Source organism: Aeoliella mucimassa, assembly GCF_007748035.1.
Lineage (GTDB): Bacteria > Planctomycetota > Planctomycetia > Pirellulales > Lacipirellulaceae > Aeoliella > Aeoliella mucimassa.
This window is the reverse complement of sequence record NZ_CP036278.1, coordinates 4,460,970-4,484,056: the sequence shown is the minus strand read 5'-3', so window position 1 is coordinate 4,484,056 and position 23,087 is coordinate 4,460,970. Positions and strand designations below refer to the sequence as shown.

Sequence of the window (23,087 nt, the reverse complement as noted above, 5' to 3'; positions counted from 1 at the left end):
TAAGGAAACATCCGTGGCCACCGCTGCCCATTATCAAAGGCTTTGAGCCATCGCGAGCGCCTCTTCCACGGTGGAGATCTGCTGATTCAGCTGGGCGTCGCGAATCTGTTCGAGTAGGGTGCCGAAATTGGGGCCCGGTTTCATCCCGGCCGCGATCAGGGTCGCTCCGGTTGCCAGCGGAGCAGGATTGAGTTCTTCGGCCGACAACTGTAGCTTCTCCGCGCAGAACCTCACCTCGGGCGAGTCGTCGCCGAGCTTGGCGGTGGCCAGAGTCAGTAGTTCGGCCGCCCCTTCGTGAATCAAGACTCGTTGCAGGCGAGGCCATGGTGTGGAGGTGGCCCTAACCACCAACGGCAAGTGATCAAGCAGCCAGCTCGCGCGGTCTTTGTCGTGATTCGAAAGTTTCCACCGCTCGGCAATTGTGTCGATGCGAGCCTCGCCCGGCGTGTCGATCATCAAGGCGGCCAGCACGGTGGCAAACGTTGGCTCCGAGAGCGAGTCGACCAGTCGTTGCAATTCCTCCCAATCGGCTCCCGTGTAGTTCGCGCATTCCGGCAGCACCAGCGGCTCCAGCGTGGTTTCGCGAAGCAGAGCCAGCGCACTGGCTCGATGGCGATGCAGCAGCATTGATTGCATCTCCGAACCGATGCGTTCTCCGTTAACCTGATTGATCTCGCTGGCGTGCGTTTGGATTGCCGCTAAGGTGTCGGGATCGATCGCAAAATGGAATCGGGAAGCAAAACGAACCGCCCGCAGCATGCGGAGCTTATCTTCGGCGATGCGTTGTTCGGGCACCCCGATGGCACGGATCTTCCCCAGTTTGAGATCCTGCTCACCTCCCACGAAGTCGAGTACCTGTTCGGAGAGTGGATCGTAGAACAGTCCGTTGATCGTAAAGTCGCGACGCTGGGCGTCGTGCTCGGGGGTCGAGTACTGCACCTGATCGGGATGCCGCCCGTCGGAGTATCCTCCATCGGTGCGAAACGTAGCCACTTCGATCTGCCCAGCTGGTTTTGGCCCCAGCACCGTGATCACTCCGAACGAGGCCCCGATTGCCAGAGTCCGCCGCCTGCCAAACACCTGGCGCACCTCGTCGGGCGTGGCGCTGGTGGCAACATCGTAGTCCTTCGGCGCGATGCCTAGCAGGGCGTCGCGGACACACCCACCAGCCCATAGAGACTGATAGCCCGCTTCGCGCAGTTTGCGAACAACCTCGATCGCATAGTCGCGTTGTGGGGAATTGGTCATCGGAAAACTCGAAATATCGGGCGGCGGGGGCTAGCGGCAAAACTTGCCGATGGGACCCAGGAACCACAGGCAAAGTTCGCCGATCGGCAACTTCTGCGCATCTCGACAATCGCTGCTGGCAGTGCTGTCGTCGACGTGTTAATCATTGTAGCGAAACAACTTACGTAAATATGGTGGCGGTCGCAACGAATTGGCACAAGGGGTGCTTTAGTGATGGGCAGTGAGTGCAGGGGGGCATGACGCTAGCAAACGCTTTATACGGTCATGCCATACGGAATGTACATGTCGGCTGAAGGCGCCAAGGTGCAGTCTCGCAGGTTGGAGGTAATTGCCAACAACCTGGCGAACGTGAACACCGTTGGGTTCAAGCCTGATGTAGCCGCGTTTCAGTCTCGCTTCGCCGAAGCGATTCAGCGCGGGCAGGCGCTGGATGGCGATCGCTCGATGAACGATGTCGGCGGCGGTGTCAGCGTATTCGATACAACCACCGATTTCGCCGCTGGTCGGTTGCAGAAGACGGGCAATCAGCTCGATCTGGCAATCGTCGGCGATGGATTCTTTCAGGTGCAGGACGCGCAAGGCGAGCAGTTCTTGACGCGGGCAGGCAACTTTACGATCGACAGCCAGAACCGAGTGGTCACCCAGAACGGAATGTTCTTGCTCGACTCAGGCGGCAGCGAAATCGCTCTTACACCAGGGCTTCCTTATTCCATTTCGGCTACCGGCGATATCAACCAGGCTGGCAATACGGTTCAGTTGGGACTTCAGCGGCCCGGTTCGCTCGGCGACCTCGTGAAGGTTGGCGACAACCTGTTCCGACCACTGGCTGAGGTTCAGCCAGTGGAAGCCGGCATGCGTGAAGTTCGTAGCGGGTTCCTCGAAATGTCGGGAACCAACTCCACGCGACAAATGATGGACATGATTGAAACAACCAGAGCCTTTGAGGCCAATGTGCGTGTGCTGCAGAGTCAAGACAGCATGAGCAGCAATCTGATCGGCAGAGTGCTGTTGAGCTAGTAGCCCGTTCCCAAGACCTCCTCTTTTAGCAAGTCATTATCATGAGTGTACAAACCTTATACACCGCGGCCACTGGCATGGAAGCGCTCGAGACCAAGCTCGACGTGATTGCCAATAATATGGCCAATATCAATACGACTGGGTTCAAGAAGGACCGGGCCAACTTCGAAGATCTGTTCTACCGCCAGATTCGTGTGCCTGGTTCAGAGAACTCGGATGGAAGCATCACTCCCACTGGTATCGAGGTTGGTTTGGGTGTTCGGGTAGCCAGCACGCAAAGCGATCACGATCAAGGAGCGTTCGAAACCACCGAGAATGCACTCGACTTCGCGATCGAAGGTTCGGGGTTCTTCCAAGTAGCGCATCCGAGTGGTCAGACCGTTTACACTCGGGCTGGCAACTTCGGCATCAATGCCAACAACGAGCTTGTGCTTGGCTCGGCGAATACCGGGTACCGCATTGAACCTTCGATTTCGATTCCCGAGGAAGCAACCGAAGTGGTGGTTTCGGCCGACGGAAACGTGCAGTACCGTACATCCGACTCGCCCGATCTGTCGTCAGTCGGCACCATTCAGATTGCGACGTTCATCAATCCCGATGGACTGCTGAAGATGGGCGATAACCTGTTCGCCGAGACCGCTGCTTCGGGTACCGCGACTCCTGGCAATCCTGGTGATCCTGGCTACGGATCGCTGCGTCAAGGGTTTCTCGAGGCTTCGAACGTGGAGCCGGTTACGGAATTGATCGACCTGATCAACACCCAGCGCGGCTTCGAGCTGAACTCGCAAGTTGTCCAAGCGGGTGACGAAATCATGCAAGTGGTCGCCAATATTCGCCGCTAATTATCGTTAACGAGTAAATCACCAAGCTCACTATGAACAACATTCGCCACATCACCGGAACATTGCTTACGCTCCTGCTGCTGGCCTTGAGTGCCAACACCGCATCGGGCGTTGACATCATGCTTCGCGAGAAGGTCACGCCGGTAAAGTCGGTGATTGTGCTCGGAGACATTGCCGACGTGCAAAACGGCTCCTACGCCCAACTGCAGCGTCTCAAGCTGACTCCGTTGTGGGTAGCACCTCCGGTTGGCGAGGTGCGTCATGTAACCCCTCGACAAGTGTTCGACGCTTTGGTGAGTCGTGGATACCAAACTGGCGATCTGAATGTTGCTGGAGCCCCTCGCGTGATGATTGGCTGGCAGGAGAAAGCAGTGGAACCTGTCAAGGAAACCCAGTCGCTACCAACCACCAGTGCACCACCGCGACGCAGCATTGGTTATACCGCAGGTCCTGTGACTGGAAGTTACACTCCTCCGAAAACTCAGGCGCGTCAACAGGTTGGATTGACCGCGGTGGAGCAAGAACAACTCAATCAGGAAGCTAAACAAGCGGTAGTCGAGTATTTGGAAGCTCAAACGGGTTTGTATGGTTTGGTGGAAGTCGATTTGGAACTTCCAAAACGCTATGCCGAGTTGATCGCACAGCGATCGGGAAAGCTGGTGATCTCTGGTGGCCGCGAACCGTGGATTGGCCGTCAAACGATCTCGCTCGAGTTCACCACCGATCGTGGCCCGCTCAAACTGAGCTTGCCTGTTGCTTCGTACGACATGACCCCTGTACTGGTCGCGATTCGCCCGATCGATCGAGGCCAACTGATCACCGCGGCGGACGTCGCGGTACAAACACCCGTTCACAAAGCACGTATCTCCGCTGGACAAACCAAGATCTATCGCATTGAAGAAGCGTTGGGCAAGGAAGCGAGCCGTTCGTTCCGCGCCGACGATCTGGTGACCATGGAGAGCTGCTTGCAACCAACCATGGTGGAACGTAACGCCTTGGTCGAGGTTATCGCCTCTGGCGGTGGCATCACCGTGCGTCGCCAGGCGAAGGCCCTTGGTGCGGCCCGGCTGGGCGACGTGATTGAAGTGGAATTGCTCGACGGTAGCCGCGAGAAGCTCGTAGGGCGAGTGGTCGGGGCTAACAAGCTGGCCACGATCGGCACCCCGCTCTCTTCACCATCGCCGGTTCCCGGGCAGGCAACGGCCGGATATCGCTAACAGTTGCTCGAACGAATCGCACCAGTCTCCCAGCAGCGTCACTAAGTCACACCACCCCAAGAAACTTTGAGCACCATGCCTAAAACCAGCAGCAAACACGATGTCCTCGCCTTTGCCTTGCCAGCCATTCTGTTGGCCTTGGTGGTGCTGGCACACAGCGAATGCTCGGCTCAAGAAGGGAGCCTGCTCGCGAAGCAAGGGGGCACCCAAACGGCTCCCGATGGAACCGTGGTGAGCAATGGTCAACTGACGCTCGAGAACACCTCGTTCATCTTCCGCCCACTTCCCCCCGAGGCACAACGCGAGCTGAGCAAGCAAGATATCATCACCGTGCTCGTCGACTATCGCACCGCGATGAATAGCGACGGCTCGGTACAAAGCCGTATTACGAATAACTACAACGCCCAGTTGTTGGACTGGCTTGGCTTTGATGGTAGCGACATTTACGCTGCTCCTCAAAGCCGAGGCGATCCGACCATCGCTGGTGCGATCAATAGCCAGATTCGTTCGCAAACGGAGTTGGAATCGAACGATTCGCTAACCTTTCGCATCGCTGCGACGATCGTCGATATTCGCCCGAATGGCAACCTGGTGATCGAAGCTCATCGCCAAGTGGAAAACAACGGCGAAACCTGGCAGCAGTCGCTCACCGGAGTCGTCGCCCGCCAGTTTGTGAATCCCGATCGTACCGTGCGAAGCGACGCGATCGCTGAGCTGTCGATCAAAAAGGTCGAGCAAGGGCACGTTCGCGATGCAACCGCTCGTGGCTGGATCGGCAAGTGGTACGGTCGTGTCAAACCGTTCTAGCGAAGCGTGAGTTCGTTCCTCTACTTCCTATCAACCTCCAAAGCACCTTAGTTCTATGACTCCGTTCTCCCTGCTTCATCGCACGATTGTCCTGCTCGTCGCCACGGCACTGCTGTGGTCGGCCAACTCGGCAACGGCGGAAACGAGACTGCGAAATATCTGCCGGCTGAAAGGTCAGGAAGAGAACGTGTTGCGTGGGTTGGGCCTGGTAGTCGGCCTGAACGGCACCGGCGAAGCCGGCGACGCGGCCACCATGCAGGCGATCGCCCGCTCGATGGAATTGATGGGAAGCCCCGTTGGCAACACCGGAGTGCTCGACAACAGCTCGATCAACGAACTGAAGAAGATCAAGAATGCCGCTCTGGTCACCGTGACCGCCGTGATTCCAGCAACCGGTGCTCGCCGGGGAGAGAAGCTCGACTGCACAATCGCTGCGATCAATGGAAAGAGCCTGGAAGGTGGACACCTGACTTTCGCTGCCCTCAAAGGTCCCAACCCCATGGACAACACCGTCTATGCTCTCTGCTCTGGCATGGTGAACGTCGAAGACGTCGACGTGCCAACCGTGGGGCGCATTCATAACGGTTGCCAGATGGAACAGGACGTGTACACTCCGTTTTACATTGAGCGAGCCGGGGCCAAGTGGCTCACGCTTGTACTCGATCGCAACCACGCCAGTTTCCACACGGCAGCGAACATCTCGGAGCGCATCGTCAGCGACTACGGCGACCAGTTCAATGTGTCGAATACGATTCCGGCTGAAAACAGCCTGGCAGCGATCAATAACTATGTGCGGGCGGTAGATGCGACCAACATCGAAGTGCGTATTCCCAAGGCTTACGATAGCGAGCCTGTGCAATTCGCTTACGAATTGCTCGAAATGTACATCAACGAAGAAGACGCAGAAGCTCGTGTGGTGATCAATCCTCGCACCAAGACCGTGGTCATCAGCGGCGATGTGCGAATCGGCGACGTCGTCGTCGTCACCGACAACGTGCTCGTCGAAGCGGGAACCAGCGTTGAGTTTGCCGAGATGCGATCGAGTGATTCTGCGAATCCCAGCTTGGACCGCCTGGTCGCGCAGCTCAAGAATCTGAAAGTCTCCGATGAAGAAGTGATCGAAATCATTCAACGCATTAACACCGCCGGTAAGCTTCATGGCAAGCTAATCGTAGAGTAACACCAAACGGATTTGGTCAAGGAACTCAACCATGAACCTGGTGAATCAAGTAGCAAGCTCGACCTACGACCTATCGAAGGTCGATAGGCAGGCGAACCGCTTTGAGAAGTCGGCTGTGAATCAGCCGAAGTCGGTGGAAGAGGCCCAGGAGCTTCACGACACCTTCAGCAACTTCATTGGCGAGACTTTCTACGGCCAGATGATCAAGTCGATGCGATCAACGGTCGATAAACCGGCATACTTCCACGGCGGCAAAGGCGAAGAGGTCTTTCAAAGCCAACTCGACCAGCAGCTTGCCCAGGAGTGGGCCACCGAGTCGGGCGACCGCTTTGCCGAGCCGATGTTCAAGCAGCAGTTTCCCGATCATGCCAAGGTGCTTGAGGAAGCCCGCCAGGCAGCAGCGGCCGAGTCGCTGGACGATCTGAATGCTCTGCGTCGGTTCTAAACCAATCCCATTCCCGTTCCGTTTCTAGCCTCCATTGTCCTATCTTCCATGACGACAGCTACCACCGACAATACGAACACCAAACCCGCGGCGAACTGGGAAGCTCGCATCAGCAACTTGCTCAGCACCCTGTCGGCTGTTCAGGGAGATTTGCTAGCACTGCTGACGGAAAAACGCAAAGCTCTAGCCGAGGGAGATCTAGAGCAGCTGCAGCAGATTAACCACCGCGAAGGGGAGTTGGTCACCCGACTCGAGGTTTGCCATAGCCAGCGTCAGGAATTGCTGAATGCCGCAGCTGGCCAAGGGTTGCCCGCTGGAAGCGTTCGGTCACTGACAGCATCGCTGCCAGCCGATCAGCGCGAGGTCTTGGAGCCTACAGTAGAGCAAGCCAGTCGCCAGAGCCGATTATTACAGCATAACAGCTTAACGAATTGGGTATTGGTGCAGCGAACGCTCATTCATTTGTCGCAAATGATCGAAATCATCGCGACCGGCGGGCGAATGGATGCGACCTATGGCTCTCGGGTTCCAGCCAGCCGTAGCGGGGCGTTGGTGGACCAGGAAGTCTAAGTATCACGCAAATTGAAATGGCTACCTGCAAGGTTCGTTATCTGGTAACTAATCTCTGATCTCTCACTGTCGCAATGTCCCTATTTAGTTCTCTACAACTGGCGAGCAACACGCTGCAAGCAATGCAGGTGGGGCTACAGGTTGTTGGCAACAACATTGCCAACGCCAATACGCCGGGGTACATCCGCGAAGAGGTGGTCTACGCCCCCGCGCCGGTCCAGAAGCAAGGCGACCTGGTGCTTGGCCTCGGCGTGATGGTCGAGGGCATTGTTCAGAAGGTCGACAAGTACCTTCAGGAACAATTGCGGAACTCGAGCAGCGATCGAGTGAGTGCCGAGATACAGGAAGGTACCTACGGGGACTTGGAACAGATCATCGGAGAGCTCTCCGATACGGACCTCAGTTCTTCGTTCAGCGATTTCTTCGGATCGATCCAATCGGTGCTCGATGTTCCAGGGGACTTGTCGCTGCGCAACCTGGCGGTGTTGTCTGGGCAGAAGCTGGCCAGCGATTTCAATGGCTTCGCCTCGCGGGCTGAAGCTTTGCACGAACAGCTCGATGTGCGAGTGAATCAGATCTCGGGCGAGGTCAATGCGCTCAGCGAAGAGATCCGCAAGCTAAACCTGGAGATCGTGAATATCGAAGGGGGTGGGCTGTCGGGCAGCGACGCGGGTGGCCTGCGAACCCAACGCGACAACGCGGTGGCCAAGCTAGCCGAACTGATTAATATTCGCGTCTCGGAGCAACCGACTGGCTCGCTTACTGTCTCGGTAGGTGGTGAGTATCTCGTGACCGATGGGGTGCGGCGCGAGGTGTTTGCCGATGATTCCAACGACGGCGGCCGCAACGCTTCGATCATTCGCTTTGCCGACACGAATGCAGCACTCGAGGTGACCGCGGGCGAGCTAAATGGACTTTACATGAGTCGCGACCAGATCGTGACCGGCGTGCTGAACGACCTGGATGATCTGGCCGCCAACTTGGCTTTCGAGTTCAACAAGCTCTATTCGCAAGGGCAGGGGCTTGAGGGGTTCGACAGCGTTACGAGTAAAGATCAGGTCATCAGCACGACGGCCCCGTTGGATGAAGCGGGCTTGAACTTCACCCCGGTGAACGGGGCGTTTGAGATCCTAGTGCAGAACACCAACACCGGCAACGTAGAGACCCATTCCATCCGGGTCGATCTCAACGGGTTGGACGAAGATACATCGCTGGAAGATTTGGCTGCCGAAATATCTGCAGTCTCTGGAGTCACGGCAACCGTTGCTGCCAATGGCGGATTGACCATCGCCGCCGATGCTGCGAATACCACTTTTTCGTTTGCGAACGATACAAGTGGAGTGCTTGCCGCCTTGGGCATCAACACCTTTTTCACTGGTAATTCAGCGGCCACGCTGGGGGTAAATCGGGATCTTAATGGCATTGAGAACTCCGCCAAGTTTGCAGCCAGCTTGGGAGGGGTGAAGGAGGACGCCAGCAACGCGGAGCGTTTGGTCGAGTTCTTCACCCAGCCGCTCGATTCGCTCAGCGGGGCGTCGCTGTCGGATAAGTATAGCCAACTCGCCAATAGTATTGCCCAAGGCTCCGCCGCAGCCAAATCGGTTGCCGAAGGCTATCGCACCTTCGAAGCGACGCTAGAAGGAGAGTTTCAGGCCTTGAGCGCGGTGAACATCGATGAAGAAGCGGTGAACATGATTGCTTTGCAACGCGCATACCAAGCTTCGGCCCGATACATTCAGACCATCTCGGAGCTGTTAGACACACTGGTGAACCTATAGTGCCTCGAAGACTAGAAGACAATCAAACGAGCAGGGGCGAGCAACCAGGCTAGCCAATAAAGCATATGGCAATCTATCCCATTCCAACGACGCGTGTGAGCAATCTGTACTCAACCAATCGGTTGACGCAGCAGATTCAAGCCGATCAGCTAGCCCTGTTGCGCGCCCAAACTCAGATCAGCACCGGGCGAAGAATCATGTCGCCCAGCGAGGATGCTCCTGCGTCGCTGCGGGCGATGACGCTGCAGCGACTGTTGGAACGCCAAGATCAGACGCAAACGAGTCTGAACGATAGTATTTTATTTTTGGGGGAAGCGGAAAACTCGATCAATGAGGTCTCGAGTATTCTCAACAGCATCAAGGCGGAAGCTCTGGGGGTTGATTCGACGCTATCCAGCGATCAGGAAATACAAGCAGTCATGGACCAGATCGACCGCGCCTTGGAACAGTTAGTGGATATGGGGAACTCTCAATTCCGCGAGCGGTACCTCTTTGCGGGATCGCGCTCGCAGGCGTTGCCCTACGATTACCAGGATGGCTACGTTCAGTACCAAGGCAATGAAGCCAGCCTGCGCAGCTATGTTGCTGCGGGAACACTGTACGAAACAAACATCCCCGGCACCGACGTGTTCGGCGGTATCAGTGAGCAAATGCTAGGCAATATCGATCTTGATCCTCATGTCTCCGCTGATACGAAGGTGGAGGATCTCAACGGGGGATACGGAGTATCCTCCGGCGCGGTTGAGATTATTCACATCGATTCGACAGGCAAGTCGACAAGCACCGTCGTCGACCTCTCGAACGCGGCGACCTTAGGCGACATCGCCCGCTACCTGGAAGCGGGGGCACCGAGCAATTCGGATATTCAGGTGGAGATCACTGGCACTGGGTTGCAACTCACCGCACCCAGCGGCGAATTCGTGATGGTAAGCGAGGTGGGCGAAGGTCGCACCGCCCGTGATGTCGGTATTTTTACCACCTCGGCGCAGAATACTCTGGTCGGTAGCGATATCACTCCCCGGGTAACCAAGACTACTCCGCTGTCGGAACTGCTCGGGACCAAGGCGTCGGCAACAGTAACCTCTGGTGGCTACGACAACGACATCATTGTGCGGGCAACCCAAAACGGCACGAACGTCGATCCGAGCGATGCTCTCTCCGATCCGCTCAATGGGGTGACCATTCAGTTTGTCGATGGAGGAACCGCCGGCAACGAAACCGCAGTGTACGATGGTTCCACGGCAACGTTGACGGTATCGATCGACGCAGGAGTCTCGACCGCCTCGCAGGTGGTGGCTGCCATCAACGCCGAGTCATCCGGTTTATTCACCGCCGAAATCGACTATAGCGACGCGGAGGATCATACCACCGCTGGTAGCGGAGTGGTGGCTCTCACTTCCACGGCGGTTACGAGTGGTGGTAGTGGAGAAGTGCTCGATACTACTTCGGGGCTGCTGGTGACCAATGGCGAAAATTCCGTTGAAGTCGATATCAGTAGTGCGACTACCGTAGAAGAGCTGTTGAACATCCTGAATCAACAGGAACTCGGACTACAAGTCGAGATCAATAGCTCGGGAACTGGCATCAACATCCGCTCAAGACTCAGCGGTGCTGATCTTTCGATCGGCGAAGTGTCGGGGGGCACGACAGCCACTCAGCTCGGGGTGCGTACGTTGAGCGAGACGAGTTCGTTAGCCGAGTTCAATCGCGGCATCGGAGTACTGCCCGATGATGTCACCACCTTTCAGATCGAGCTAACCACATTGGGAGTACCGACTTCCTATCCGATCGATCTCGACGGCGCGACGACGGTTCAGGATGTGATTGATATCGTTAACACACAGACAGGAGGGGCGGTAACGGTTCAGCTGGTTAGTCACGGCAACGGAATCGAGTTGGTGGACAACACGGGGGCCGACTCGATGACAATTTCTGGGCAACCAGCCGAACTGTTGGGCTTCTTCGAAGATGGGGACGGATCGGCGACGAGCACGACCGGAACGCTTGCTACGGGTGATAATCATACGCTCGAAACCGAAAGTGTGTTCAACACGCTCATTCGGCTGCGCGACGCGCTGGAGGCGAAAGACTTCACCGCGATTGGGAACGAGATCAACCAAATCGATGTCGACCTCGATCGCATCAACTTCGCCCGGAGCGATTTGGGGTCCAGACTTCAAAGCCTCGAGAGCTTGCAAAACCGCCAAGAGGACGAGAATATCGCGCTGCAAAGTGCCCTCTCCGATGAAATCGACGTTGATCTCGCCGAAGCTATCAGCGAGTTCACCAGCCGACAATACGCCTTGCAAGCCTCGCTTCAGGTTTCTAGCTCCATCATGCGGATGACACTGCTAGATTTTCTATAACAGTGGTAACTCCCGCACCTGAAAAGGTTACAAAGGGACGCTCGTAATAGTGGATGTAACTAGGCTGTCGCGGCTCTATAATGGCTTGATCGCACCTTCGTAGGAAGGCGTGCGGAGATCGTGAGCCATGATAGATGAAATGCGAGCCTGTATGTTCCACCGGATGCCCTGCATTCTACTCCCGTTAGTAGCCATTGTATTCGTACTCCCTCACTCGGCAGCAGTTGCTGAGTTGCCATCGCAAGCCACGGTGCTGGAGTGGGGGGATGAGTCGATGGCCGCGGTCGAAGCTGCTTTTCGTGTGGAGCAAGACTACTGGTACCTTGAAGACGTAAGCACTTGGCGGAGCACTCCTCGTGGTAAACCGGTATTCATGTGGGGAGCAGGGGTGCAGCTCTCCGCTCTGGCAGCCGCTACCAGCAATCAGCCAGAGAAGTACCGCGGGCAACTGGATGGCTACGTCAAGGCGCTCCATCACTACTGGCACGAGCATCTGCGAATCGGCGGATACGATGTGTCGCCACACGCTGGTTCGGCCGATCGCTATTACGACGATAACGCCTGGATCGTGTTGGGGCTTGTCGAAGGTTACGAAGTGACGCAGGATGCCAGCTATCTGAAGCAGGCGAAAGCGACGTTCAATTTCGTGATCAGCGGCGAAGACGACCGCCTCGGCGGTGGTATCTACTGGCGCGAGAAGGAACTGTTGTCCAAAAACACTTGTACCAATGCGCCGGCGATGGTGGGAGCGATTCGGCTCTACGAGTTAACGGAAGAGACCGCCTATCTGGAGACGGCCAAGCGACTCTACGCCTGGACCTGTGAGCATCTTCAAGATGAGGATGGTTTGTTCTGGGATAACATCAACATGCGTGGAGAAGTCGATCGCCGCAAGTACTCTTACAATTCGGCGCTCATGATTCGTGCGAACTGCGGCCTCTACCGGATTACTGGCGAGGAGAAGTACAAGCAGGAAGCCGAACGCATTGCCAAAGCGGCCAAGGCCAAATGGTACAATGAGGAGACCGGCGCGATGAACGATGCGGGCCGGTTTGCCCATTTGTTAGTGGATGCCTTCTTGGAGGTCTACGCAACGACTGGCGAGCAGCAATGGCTCGATACCTGTCGCAAGACCGTCGGCTACGTGCATGAAGAATTGCGCGACGAACGAGGCTTTTACCCAGGCAATTGGGGCGACTCACAGCGACGCCGCTCGGGCAAGGCCGCGATGATCGATCAGGCGAGCGTCTCCCGAGTCTTCCAGGCGGTCGCCCGGGCGATGGCCAACTAAGTGCGAGCATCGCAATCGCTCGGTTCGTCGCTACCGTAGCTTGCGAACCCCTTCAGAATTGCCCTTGGAGTCGGCTGCGCGCTGCAGTCGGTTAACCGCTCGGAATACGGTGGTGCTGTTCTTCCACGGACGGGTTGGAATCTCTCCACTTTTCGCTGGAAAATGGCCACCCGTGGTGTTCTAATGGACAGGTATCGGTGGCTGTCGGCTATCCGCTATCGGCTGTTGGCTTTTTAGTGAAAGGAGGTTTGCGAGATGTGATGCTTGTTTGAATGGCAGCCTTATAGCGACGCGCAGGCGAATGATTGCCGGCGTGGGCGTTTGCTGCTGCGCGTGTTGGTAATGCAGGTGATGGGGCTGCGTCGCTGGAAGCTCCTGGACCGCATCCTACGAGTCACTCGTTGGTGACGCGTTCGAAATGACTATCTGAGATTTTTCAGCCGCTGGAAGCTTTATTGGCTCTAGGCTCTAGGCTCTAGGCTGTAAGCGGTAGGCTAGATGCTTCGGGGCGCTGGAAGCTTCCCTCAGCATGACATTCCCCATTCCGCATCCCGCAATCAGAAATCATCATTCAGAAATCATAAATCCCAACTCCCTGACCCCCGAATCCTGAATCCTCCCCAAAATAGTTACCCACCCATGGGAATCTATTTTGGGCAACTATTGCGGAGGTGGTGATGTAAATGCATACAGTTTAACGACTTGCGACCGCCCGGCACTGCGAAAATAGATTCCCACTCGATGCGTTTTGGGAAATGGGAATCTATTCGCAGCCGAAAACCACTGGTTTTGCAGAGTGCGTGCAGATTCAATTTTCCCATCGGTGGGAAAATTGGGAATCTATTCGTGAGCGATGGGAATCTATTTCGCCGTTTTGTTTCGCCGTGCCGTGATGCTGGAGGATCTGGCAGGTCGGGGGGAGTCCCCGTAGGAGGAGAATCACCGAGCCGACGTTTGCCTACGACCGCAACGCTGGGAAGCCGGATCGGTCGGATCCACAAGTTGCCACTGCTTGCAGCGTCTAATAGGTGCCGCGTTGCCAGCTGGCAGGGATTACCTGCATGGGATCGTCTTTGGCGAAACCTGGAGGGGGATTATCCCAATAGACCGAGTCGTAGTTCACTTCGAGCGTCTTGCTAGAAGAAATGCTGAAATCTCCGCAGATCAAACCACCCGAAATGAGTGTATTGCCCGTGACGTGAAGATCGCCCGATACGTAAACGAGTCCAAAGATTCCAGCAGGATAGTAGTCGTTGTAGTCGTAGTCGTCGACACCCATGTAGGGGGTGCCCGGCGGGTTGTAATTGATTCTTCTGTAATCCTCGTAAAGGCCAGAATACCAGTAATCGGAAACTGCTAACGCAAAATCACCATCCACTAGCAATGCAGGATAGTTCGGAACAGCAGGTTCCAACGAAGAACTCACTGGGATGGCCGATTGCGAACCCGGGTTGATCAACACTAGCGTGCCGACGATGCGACAGTAGTTGATTTCAACATTCTTTCCCTGACAGTCAATGAGGTAGATGCCTTCGGGGTTTGGTACGCCGTAGGGATTTGCATTAGGACTCAACACCTTGTCGTTCATCTCGTAGTTGATGCCATCTGATTCAAGGCTGTCCAAGGGAATCCAAGTTCCCGCTGATTGGTAGTAGGTAAGATAGTCGTCGTTGGGGAGTTCGCGTTGTGCGACACGGGAGGTCTTTGTGCCGGTCACATTTCCCGAAGCGTAATCGGCTGCCTCGGCATCCCCGTCAATCTCGCGACTTCCGGTTCCGACCGCGACATCATCGTTCGAAGCGACGGTTTGATTGGTGCGAATGATCGTATGAACCCAGTAACTCCCGCTGGAAAGACCAAAGGAGTCATCGACCAGCATGGCAACTTCCAGACAACTGAGCGGAGTGCCGGTCGGCATGAGCCTGACTTTCTCGACCGAGAGGGCTTCGCCGACCTGCCCGATGCCTTCGATCCAAATGCAGTCGCGGAGGTCGTCGTCGAAATCGCCATCGGGGTCGATCACACGCCAGAAATAGGTGCCGCCATCGAGCTCCAAGTGAGTCGATTCATCCCCACTTTCGAGCGAGGTACGCCATTGTGGATCCTGAGTGACATGAATAATAGCACTTTCACTAGCCGTGCGAGCAAGCCAATGACTGGTGCGCATCGCATCGTGCGAGGCGTCGACGCGTCGTTCGATGCGAACTATCGAAACCGCTACCGAAGCCAGCACAGCCACGGTGAGCGTAACACCAAGCACGGCGATGTACACCGTGCCAGGGCGACCTGTTTTCAGAGATTTGGAAGTCGGTATGAGCATAAAGCAACGCTAATCGGTGCAGTGATTCATGATGTTAGCACCCGAACGCACGGTCTGACCATTGGAAGTAATCGCAATCGTCACGTTGGAGATGATGGTGCGGTCGAGTCCTGTAGGCTGTTCGAGAGCGCCTTGTTCGGTACGAAAGGCAGTAAGCGAAGTGACATTGCCGGTTGGATCTTCCACGTTGACGGTAATGCTGCGCAGCCCATCGTCGAGTTCACCATCGGCGAGAGTTGTCGCAGGATGAGAGTACATGTGTTTGACGACGACCACGGAACGCTGCCAGCCAGAGTACCCATCGAGTGGAATGCCCGCTCGAGTCGTGGGAGGCGATTCACTCCAGCCGTCGTAGTCGTCGATGTCGTCGAAGTTGGCTCGTTCGCTGGGCCCCGAGAGCTCGTCGGCTTCGAGACCGAAGGTAATATTCGCTCGCGGATCGGGATCCTGGTAAGGCATGGACATCACCTCGGCCAAGAGTTCCTGTGCCAGCAGCGTGCTTTTCACGTTGCTAGCCCGATTTCTGGTGCCCAAGGCGGCGCTGCCTGCACTTTCCAGGGCAGCTATCAAGAGCACGCCGACCAGCAGCGTGGCGATGACCACTTCGGCCAGGCTTGTACCCGCGCGGTGTGTGAAGGGAGCACTCATTACTCTTCCTCCTGTTCCGCGGGCATGATTGCCAGGCTTGCGGAGACGAACTCCGTTGCCGATGCGCCGGACTGCAAGGCAAACGAAGCGGTGTCGACCGAGCCTGCTTGGCTCAAGTACTGATAGGCCGACCCGCCCGACGATGAATCCAGGGAACTACTGCTGCTACTCATGTTGATCGAACTATGACCAGAAACGCCAGGAGCCGTAGTGTTAATCGCATTGCTGTTGAGTCCGACGATTCGCACCACCATGCAGTTCTCTTCATTCGTAGCGAGCGAAGGGGATGTCGGAGAGGTCGAGGTGCCGCTAGTGGTGGTCATGGCGTGGATGGGAGCCACCGCGTCGTGCCCGTCGAATCGCATCATCCAACCATAGGCCTGCTCGCTTTGATCCCATTGAAAGGAATAAGTCGCCGGCTCCGTGGACGAGGCAATACGATACCAAATACCGAGTGTACATTGAGCAGTGTCATTGGACTGGCTCACGAGCACGGTCCACCCGTTGACGTTCTGGAAGCTGGTCTGCCCGTCGGTCGCCACCACGGCAATCAGCAGATCTCCGGTCGCATGGCCAGTGGGTACCGGCAGGTTGAGACTGGTCGCATCCGTCTCGGCCAGCGAGTCGCCGTAACCACGGAATCGTACGCGGGGGGTGTTCGGGTCGCCCAGCTCGGCAGCCCAGGCGACCGACTTTTGCCACATCACAAGGCCTTCGGAGGTAAGGTCGGTAAGTCGCATTCTCGAATCAGAACAGGGCAGTTGGATGCGGCGGCCAACAGCGCTCTGGCCAGTAGTAAGTTGACTGCCGACTTCGATGATCGGAAAACAAGGGTAATAGGAACCAGAGTAAAGTGCCGAAGCGGGGAGCTCTGCTCCAGGAGCAATCGGCGAAGCGAGTGCGAAAATTTGGAGGCTACTGGTGACAATCGCTATGTTGCCGGAACTAAAGGACTCGGTGATCGGATGGGTCGTATCATCCATCCGAATGGTCGTACTGAAAGGAAAGTATCCCGCGTCGGTAATGCCGAGCGTGCTGGCGGTGTACTCGCATGCAGAAACCACCCCTCCACCATGGTTGGCAAGCATCCAACCTACGTAACTACCGTTGGACACCTCGCCCGATACGAACACGACTGCTGCATCTTCGAGTGCTGTGGCATATGTCGTGCTCGAAGCTCCCTGCGAAATCAACTCGACACGATAACCCCAGTCGCCGAATGCCGATTTGTAGGAGGATTCATTGCTACTGGGACTGGAGGAGTCTTGCACCACATAGAGCAGTTTGGGACTGTCTTCACTCAAGTTGATTTCGCGTGCAGAGATGGTACGCGTGAGATAGGTGAAGTCGAGATTCTCTACCGACTCGATCAACATACCGCCGCTGGCGTGATTGAGTTCATAGGTAAGTGGATCACCAGGGGTTCCGCTCCAGGCGTAGCGAATCACTTCATCAAACCTGTCACTGTCGCGGTCGGGTACGGTAAATGTAATTGCCTTATCGGTGCGTTCGCTGAATCGCTGCGCATGTTCCAGGTCTCGAACCATTTGATCGAGGGCCAGCGTTGCTTGGCTATTGGTAACCGAGCCGTCCTGTGCCAGATCAAGTGACTGCGAAGCGACGTACACCGACGAACCCATACCGGCCAGCAATAGCGTAGCCGAGGTAGTCGCAACTACCAGTTCCATGAGTGTATGAGCAGGACGACGGCGAAACATGTTACTCGTTATTTTGAACTTGAAAGGAGGTGGTTTGCAGTTATCAGGGGACGTAGGCTTTGCCGGTGACGGGGTCGATGACGACCGACTTTTGGTGGACTCCGGATTGAACCACGATCTGCCCAGACGCGAGCGGGGCGACTGCACTGTCGCCGCACCAGGCGTTTCCGTAGATGTCGAAGCGGAGCGAGCCTTGCGTGGAGTTGCCAAGCGTGTTGGTAAACGCGACCGAAGCGATCTTTACCGGATAGGGCGTGCTGGTCAGGTCGACCCAGTATTCTTCGTCTTCGCGATCGAGATCCGGATCGGAGACCGCCTGGTACCGATGCAGCTCGGGGTAGAACGTGATGGTCTCGCCGCCTTGGCGGCCGATCATCATGCCGCGGGCGCGAACCAGATTGATATCCGCGGCAATCCGTCGAGCGGCAGCATCGCAATTAGCGATCGAAAGCGAATGGTAGTACTTCGGCGCAGCGACCCCTGCCAAGATACCAAGCACCAATAGCGTGGTGACCAACTCGATTAGTGAATAACCGAAGGTTCGCAGTCGGGGCGGCGCGTAGCGGGAGTGACAGTGCATGCTTGCTCGACGGGCTCCATCGTTCGACGGTGTCCGTTGGGGGATTGGATAACTGAGCAAGCTTACGTTTCAGGCGGAAATAGCGCCAGATTGTGACTTTCGCCACACGAAACCTTAGAAAGAGAAAGTCGTGAGAATTGACACAACCACTACAAGCGATCGGCCAATCGGTCGACGAGCAGATTGCCAATGTTCAGCGACGCAGTTGCCGCAGGCGAAGGGGCGTTGAGCACGTGCAGAAAATGTTCGGTTTCCTCTACCAAAAAGTCGTCCACCAGTTGGCCATCCTTGCGAACCGCCTGTGCCCGAATGCCCGCGGGGGCGGCCACCAGGTGCTCGCTGCGAATCTCTGGCACCAGGTGTTGCAGCGCGGAAACAAAGGCCTGTTTGCTGAAGCTGCGCCACATTTCGCCCATGCCGGTTTTCCAGAACTTGCTGGCCAGGCGGCGGAATCCACCGAACGACAAGGTTTCGGCCAGCTCCTTTGGATTCATCTGCCAGCGGGTGTAGGCTTCGCGTCCGAACGCCAGCACCGCGTTCGGTCCGCACTCGACACCGCCGCCGATCATGCGGGTGAAATGCACCCCAAGAAACGGGAAGGCTGGATCAGGCGTGGGGTAGATCAGGTTGTTTACCAACCCGTGGGCTTCGGGCTTCAGCTCAAAGTACTCCCCACGGAAGGGAATGATCTTTACCGAGGGAACCGCCCCGGCGATGGCTGCGACGCGGTCGCAGTAAAGCCCCGCGCAGTTGACTGCAAAGTCGGCCGTGAATTCGCCAGCCTTGGTTCCGAACACAAGCTGATCGCCCGACTTGGAGACCGAAGTTACCTCGGCCGAAGTCACGACGTTGCCGCCTGCGAGCTTGATTTGTTCGGCCATCCGCTGGCAAACCTGCACGTAGTCGACGATGCCAGCTTCGGGCACGTGAATGGCTTTCACGCCTTGAACGTGCGGTTCGAGTTCCGCCAGGCGCTCGGTGCCGATCATCTCGCAACGAACCCCGTTGGCCTGCCCGCGTTCGTAGATGTTCTGAAGCGCCGGAAGGTCGCTCTCGTCGACGGCCACAATCACCTTGCCGCAGATGTCGAACGCGATTTCGTGTTCCGCGCAGAACGCTTCCATGGCCAGCTTGCCGGCGCGGCAGTTGGTCGCTTTCAGCGAACCTGGTTTGTAGTAAATGCCGGAGTGCAACACGCCCGAGTTATGCCCGGTTTGATGCTGCGCGATCTCGGATTCCTTTTCCAGAACCGTCACCGACAGCTGGGGAAACCGCTCGGTGAGTCGCAGGGCGGTAGCCAGGCCGACGATGCCGCCGCCGACGATAATGATATTCCGCTCGGTCATGGGCTACTCAGTAGTTCGCCCCGCTTTTGCGGATATGCACCATCGGCTGACCTTCGCCAGTCATTCCACCCCGCACGACACGGGCAAGGAAGATGCGATGATCTCCGGAGTCGAGATGCCCGGCTGGTTCGCATTCCAGATGGCCGAGTGCCTGGGAGAGCATCGGGACACCTGTGCGGCAAGCAGCGGTCGCAACGCCTTCGAACGCGGGCACGCCGGGCTCGAAGCCTTTGCCAAAATGCTTCAGGAAATCGGTTTGTCCGTCGCCGACCAGATTCAACACAAACGGTTGGCCTTCCGAAAGCCAGTCGCAAACGTAGCGACCCTGCTTCACAGCGACCGATACCATCGGCGGCTCGAAGCCCGCCTGCATCACCCAGCTGGCGAGCATGCCGGTGGCCCGCTCGCCGGTGCCAACGGTCAGGATGAAAATGCCACTCGGTACGCGGCCTAACGGCGAAAGCAGATCGGTATCTGACATGGGATTCACACTTCCAGCGGGAAAGAATCGAAGGGCCGGACTAGCCGCAAACGGCATCTGTTTAGACTACAAGTCTTACACAGACCCCCCAGATTTTCAACGCCGGATGAAGGTCGAGAAATCGGTTTTGCCGTCGTAGAGTGCCGTGCGAGGGTTCAGATAGGCCTGCGACTTGGTCTGCTCGAACGTGCCATGACGCTCGATGAGCCCCTGATCGTAGGCCAGCTTGTCGGACAAGCCGGGAAGCAGCACACGATAGTCGTACGTCAAGCGTTGCGGCTGGACGCGATTGATGTGATCCACAATATTCGTGGTGCAGTTGTTGGTAAGCGTATCGTAGAACTCCGGCCGAGTGGCCAGGCCGTTGACTCGCGCCATCATGTCGACAAACATGCGCTGCGCCTGCTCGGCAGTGGCCGTGGAGCGATAGAGATACACGTCGCGGTCGCGGTAGTTGGTTTGCGACAACAGGCTGTCCCGTTCGTCGGCAACCACGTAGGCGAGTTCGAACTGCCTGGCGCTGCCTTTGATCGGGCCGTACTCCTCTCCGACTTCCTTGCGAACCTCGGCACTCACTACCAGGTACTGCGGAGTCTCGCCAGGGGGAGCAATCTCGAAACTCACCTGGGTGTGGGCCAGCGCTGGGACATCGGGGAACGGCATCAACACAAAGTCGACCGCTCGAATGTTACGGACGTCGATTTTCTTGTCGTACCAGTTCGGGACGTAAGTATCACCATCCAGGTACTTGCAGTACCGCACGTTGCGAATGGTGACCTGCGAGCCGTGGAACTCGGCGGTCGGCAGAAGCGAGTACTGGGGTTGCCAGTTGCGATACTGCGAAGGGGCGACCATCTTCTCCGCCGATTTGCATCCTCCCACCATGCTGAGAGCAAGCGACGCACTTGCAAACGCAATCAGTGCGCGAAGACGTTCGGCGAAAGGTGGTGAAGCTGAGGGCATCGAGACGGTATTGCGGCTATGCTACTAGTCGAATGGCGATTCCCCCCACGGATAAGTCGGCGGAAGATAGGAAATCGTCGCATTCCTGGCAATGCCATCCCCCGCACCGGCTACGCGGCGCGGCGGTGATGTTGGTCCGCTGAGTTTTCGCGGGGAGAGTTGAACGCTAGCACCTTGGGGGTACCGGCGGAGTAGTATCGGTAGACGACCCAGCTCGACGCGAGCAAGCTTCCGTAGAGCAACAGCGTCGCCGCCAGACACATCAGTAGCCCAAGCACCAACGCTTGCGAACTGCCAGCGAGAAAGGGACGCAAAGTAATGGCTGCTATCAGTAGCACGCCGAGTACCTTCAGAATCCGTTCTTGATACCGCATGGGAAAAGCCTCCAAGCTGTCGTGAGCAAGCAACGACGGTCAGCAGGCTAATGGCATCGCTCTCTGGCAGCAAGGCCAAATCACAGACGGCAGTTCTGGATTGTGGTCTCGAGGATCGCTTCGGCCCCCGCGGCTTCCAGCTTCTCCATAATGTCGATCACCTCTTTGCGAGGCACCATCGCACGCACGGCGAACCACCCCGCTCGTTCCAGCTTGTTGACCGTAGGCGAACTATAGCCAGGTGTGAGGGCTTCGACCTTCGCCAGGTTGTCTTCGGCGACGTTGTATTCCAGCAGCGAGTAACTGCGGGCGATCACCACCCCTTCGATCCGGCGGACGATCCGGTCGGCCAACTCCGTATCGCCGACCGATTTGTTCTGAATCAGCTCCGTTTCGTAGCTGCCGATGGTGTCGAGCACCCGCAAACGATTCGCTGCCAGCGTGCTACCGGTTTCCACCAGATCGACAATGCCATCGGCTACCCCGAGGGCGATCATCACTTCCACCGAACCGGTCAGCTTCACGGTATGGCAGTCGGCCCCATGCGAGGCGAGAAACTGCCTGGTGACATTCGGGAAACTGGTAGCAATGCGGGTGCCATTGAGATCCTTGGCCGTCTGGTAAGACGAATCGTCCGGCACGCAAATCGCCAGGCGGCAACCTCCCAAGCCAAGCGCCAGGCGGTGTTCCACTTCCACCTCGGCCTCAATAATCAGGTCGCCGCCGGTGATGCCGAGATCGATGGCTCCCTCGGCGCACAGCACTGGGATGTCGTCGGTCCGCAGGAAGCAAATGTCGATTGGCATTTCCTTCACTTTGGCAAACAAGCTGCGGTCCTGACGGCGAAAACGTAGGCCTGCTTCCTTCAACAACTCAGCCGACGCGTCGGCCAGGCGACCTTTGCTGGGAATCCCGATACGTAGATTGCTCATGTTCTCTTTCTGCGATGGAGAGCGTGCTGGTGACGCTGCTTGATGTGCGGTGTTCTTACTTCAGGCTTATTTTCAGGCCCATCGATTGCTTCATGTGCAGCAATGCTTCGGCATTGCCTTTCGCGTCGTCGACGGGATGGTGGGTGTGGGTGGTTTGTCTCAGGTGTTTGAAATTCACAAACGCGTCTTTCTCAAGTCCCTTATAGAGCGACCCTAGATTCGTCGAACTGTGACCAAACGGATTGTTGCCAAGGAAGTGATGAAAGTACCAGTTGATAAACTGCCAATCAAAGCCATTGTTGTCGGATACAAAAAATGGGCGACCGTTGCTGTGCTGGGTAATCCATTCGCCGAATTGTTGAAACACGGTTTGAGGATCGTCGAACGCTTCGGTCTGCTCGCGGGTGTGTCCGCTAACCTCGAGGGCGGCTGGAATCCATTTTTCGGAAATCGGTTTGCAGCGCCCGTAAAACGTGGTGTCCAGCCGCTGGTTCACGAGTACTGCGCCGAACGAAACGAGCGAGTAGTCTCCCGGAATGGGACCATCCGCTTCCACGTCCACCATGAAGTAACTCATCGAAATCTCAGCCGGAGGTTGGTTCGCATGGTTCGAGGGGAGTTACTTACCTCGCGAGGCCTTTTCTTCCAGCCCCGACATGCCAAATCGTCGGGCGAGTTCCTGTTCGACTTCGCTGAGGGCAATGTCGCGGGCGGCCAGCAAAACCATCAGGTGGTAGAGCACGTCGCCCGCTTCGGCGATGGTATGTTGCCGGCCCTCTTCTCCGGGCTCGCCAGCGGCTTCTACCACTTCGGCGGCTTCTTCGGTGATTTTGGACCCTATTTTCTCCACGCCTGCGACCAGCAATTTGGCCGTGTACGACGACTCTCCGTCGCCGGCGGCTTTTCGGGCGGCAATCGTGGCTTCGAGTTGGTCGAGGGGACGGGACATCGCAAACTGCCGGGG

At 56.9% G+C, this 23,087-nt stretch carries 22 protein-coding genes; 10 read left to right on the top strand and 12 right to left on the bottom strand.

The features are described from left to right. Positions 1–33: 33 nt before the first annotated feature. The gene (locus Pan181_RS17535; protein WP_145248637.1) at positions 34–1,248 is read right to left on the bottom strand and encodes a CCA tRNA nucleotidyltransferase; all 1,215 of its coding nucleotides are present in this window, start codon (positions 1,246–1,248) and stop codon (positions 34–36) included. A 282-nt stretch (positions 1,249–1,530) separates the two neighbouring features. Between Pan181_RS17535 and Pan181_RS17530 the strand changes: the two genes are divergently transcribed. The 10 genes from Pan181_RS17530 to Pan181_RS17485 all read left to right on the top strand — a co-directional run bounded on the left by Pan181_RS17530 (position 1,531) and on the right by Pan181_RS17485 (position 12,761). Continuing rightward, positions 1,531–2,265, top strand: coding sequence for a flagellar hook-basal body protein (locus tag Pan181_RS17530; RefSeq protein ID WP_197528460.1), 735 nt, complete (start codon positions 1,531–1,533; stop codon positions 2,263–2,265). 41 nt (positions 2,266–2,306) lie between these two features. After that, positions 2,307–3,107: a flagellar basal-body rod protein FlgG gene (flgG, locus tag Pan181_RS17525; RefSeq protein WP_145248633.1), complete on the top strand. Its 801-nt coding sequence runs from the start codon at positions 2,307–2,309 to the stop codon at positions 3,105–3,107. Positions 3,108–3,139: 32 nt separating this feature from the next. Next, positions 3,140–4,324 (top strand): flagellar basal body P-ring formation chaperone FlgA, encoded by a 1,185-nt coding sequence (gene flgA / locus Pan181_RS17520; protein WP_145248631.1) that lies wholly within the window; start codon positions 3,140–3,142, stop codon positions 4,322–4,324. 75 nt (positions 4,325–4,399) lie between these two features. Beyond that, a complete protein-coding gene (locus Pan181_RS17515; RefSeq protein ID WP_145248629.1) occupies positions 4,400–5,131 on the top strand; it encodes a flagellar basal body L-ring protein FlgH in 732 nt (243 codons plus the stop codon). Positions 5,132–5,186: 55 nt separating this feature from the next. Continuing rightward, positions 5,187–6,311 (top strand): flagellar basal body P-ring protein FlgI, encoded by a 1,125-nt coding sequence (locus Pan181_RS17510; RefSeq protein WP_145248627.1) that lies wholly within the window; start codon positions 5,187–5,189, stop codon positions 6,309–6,311. Positions 6,312–6,342: 31 nt separating this feature from the next. Then, entirely contained in the window at positions 6,343–6,756 is a 414-nt protein-coding gene (locus Pan181_RS17505; protein ID WP_145248625.1) for a rod-binding protein, read from the top strand. Between the two features lie 48 nt (positions 6,757–6,804). Continuing rightward, positions 6,805–7,326, top strand: a complete 522-nt coding sequence (gene flgN / locus Pan181_RS17500; RefSeq protein ID WP_145248623.1) for a flagellar export chaperone FlgN — start codon at positions 6,805–6,807, stop codon at positions 7,324–7,326. Positions 7,327–7,400: 74 nt separating this feature from the next. Beyond that, positions 7,401–9,104 (top strand): flagellar hook-associated protein FlgK, encoded by a 1,704-nt coding sequence (gene flgK / locus Pan181_RS17495; RefSeq protein WP_145248621.1) that lies wholly within the window; start codon positions 7,401–7,403, stop codon positions 9,102–9,104. Between the two features lie 65 nt (positions 9,105–9,169). Next, entirely contained in the window at positions 9,170–11,470 is a 2,301-nt protein-coding gene (locus tag Pan181_RS17490; protein WP_145248619.1) for a flagellin N-terminal helical domain-containing protein, read from the top strand. Positions 11,471–11,633: 163 nt separating this feature from the next. Continuing rightward, on the top strand, positions 11,634–12,761 hold the full coding sequence (locus tag Pan181_RS17485) for a glycoside hydrolase family 76 protein (RefSeq protein ID WP_197528459.1): 1,128 nt from the start codon (positions 11,634–11,636) through the stop codon (positions 12,759–12,761). A 1,021-nt stretch (positions 12,762–13,782) separates the two neighbouring features. On the opposite strand, the gene Pan181_RS17480 is transcribed toward Pan181_RS17485, so the two are convergent. From Pan181_RS17480 to hisE, 11 genes are all read right to left on the bottom strand, one after another. Continuing rightward, the gene (locus Pan181_RS17480; RefSeq protein WP_145248615.1) at positions 13,783–15,081 is read right to left on the bottom strand and encodes a hypothetical protein; all 1,299 of its coding nucleotides are present in this window, start codon (positions 15,079–15,081) and stop codon (positions 13,783–13,785) included. 9 nt (positions 15,082–15,090) lie between these two features. Next, positions 15,091–15,729, bottom strand: coding sequence for a type IV pilus modification PilV family protein (locus Pan181_RS17475; RefSeq protein WP_145248613.1), 639 nt, complete (start codon positions 15,727–15,729; stop codon positions 15,091–15,093). Next, positions 15,729–17,447 carry a PilW family protein gene (locus Pan181_RS17470; RefSeq protein WP_145248611.1) on the bottom strand — a complete coding sequence of 573 codons (1,719 nt, stop codon included), beginning with the start codon at positions 17,445–17,447 and terminating at the stop codon, positions 15,729–15,731. The genes Pan181_RS17475 and Pan181_RS17470 overlap by 1 nt, the downstream gene beginning before the upstream one ends. A 43-nt stretch (positions 17,448–17,490) precedes the next feature. Further along, entirely contained in the window at positions 17,491–18,027 is a 537-nt protein-coding gene (locus tag Pan181_RS17465; protein ID WP_145248609.1) for a pilus assembly FimT family protein, read from the bottom strand. Between the two features lie 149 nt (positions 18,028–18,176). Further along, complete coding sequence (lhgO, locus tag Pan181_RS17460) at positions 18,177–19,373, bottom strand: L-2-hydroxyglutarate oxidase (RefSeq protein ID WP_145248607.1); 1,197 nt, start codon at positions 19,371–19,373, stop codon at positions 18,177–18,179. 7 nt (positions 19,374–19,380) lie between these two features. Then, on the bottom strand, positions 19,381–19,854 hold the full coding sequence (locus Pan181_RS17455; protein ID WP_197528458.1) for a flavin reductase family protein: 474 nt from the start codon (positions 19,852–19,854) through the stop codon (positions 19,381–19,383). A gap of 96 nt (positions 19,855–19,950) precedes the next feature. Further along, positions 19,951–20,817 carry an Lnb N-terminal periplasmic domain-containing protein gene (locus Pan181_RS17450; protein ID WP_145248603.1) on the bottom strand — a complete coding sequence of 289 codons (867 nt, stop codon included), beginning with the start codon at positions 20,815–20,817 and terminating at the stop codon, positions 19,951–19,953. 110 nt (positions 20,818–20,927) lie between these two features. Further along, positions 20,928–21,191 (bottom strand): hypothetical protein, encoded by a 264-nt coding sequence (locus Pan181_RS17445; protein ID WP_145248601.1) that lies wholly within the window; start codon positions 21,189–21,191, stop codon positions 20,928–20,930. Positions 21,192–21,271: 80 nt separating this feature from the next. Next, a complete protein-coding gene (hisG, locus tag Pan181_RS17440) occupies positions 21,272–22,123 on the bottom strand; it encodes an ATP phosphoribosyltransferase (RefSeq protein ID WP_145248599.1) in 852 nt (283 codons plus the stop codon). Between the two features lie 55 nt (positions 22,124–22,178). After that, positions 22,179–22,700 carry a 3'-5' exonuclease gene (locus Pan181_RS17435; protein ID WP_145248597.1) on the bottom strand — a complete coding sequence of 174 codons (522 nt, stop codon included), beginning with the start codon at positions 22,698–22,700 and terminating at the stop codon, positions 22,179–22,181. A gap of 42 nt (positions 22,701–22,742) precedes the next feature. Further along, positions 22,743–23,072, bottom strand: coding sequence for a phosphoribosyl-ATP diphosphatase (gene hisE, locus Pan181_RS17430; protein ID WP_145248595.1), 330 nt, complete (start codon positions 23,070–23,072; stop codon positions 22,743–22,745). Positions 23,073–23,087: the final 15 nt, after the last annotated feature.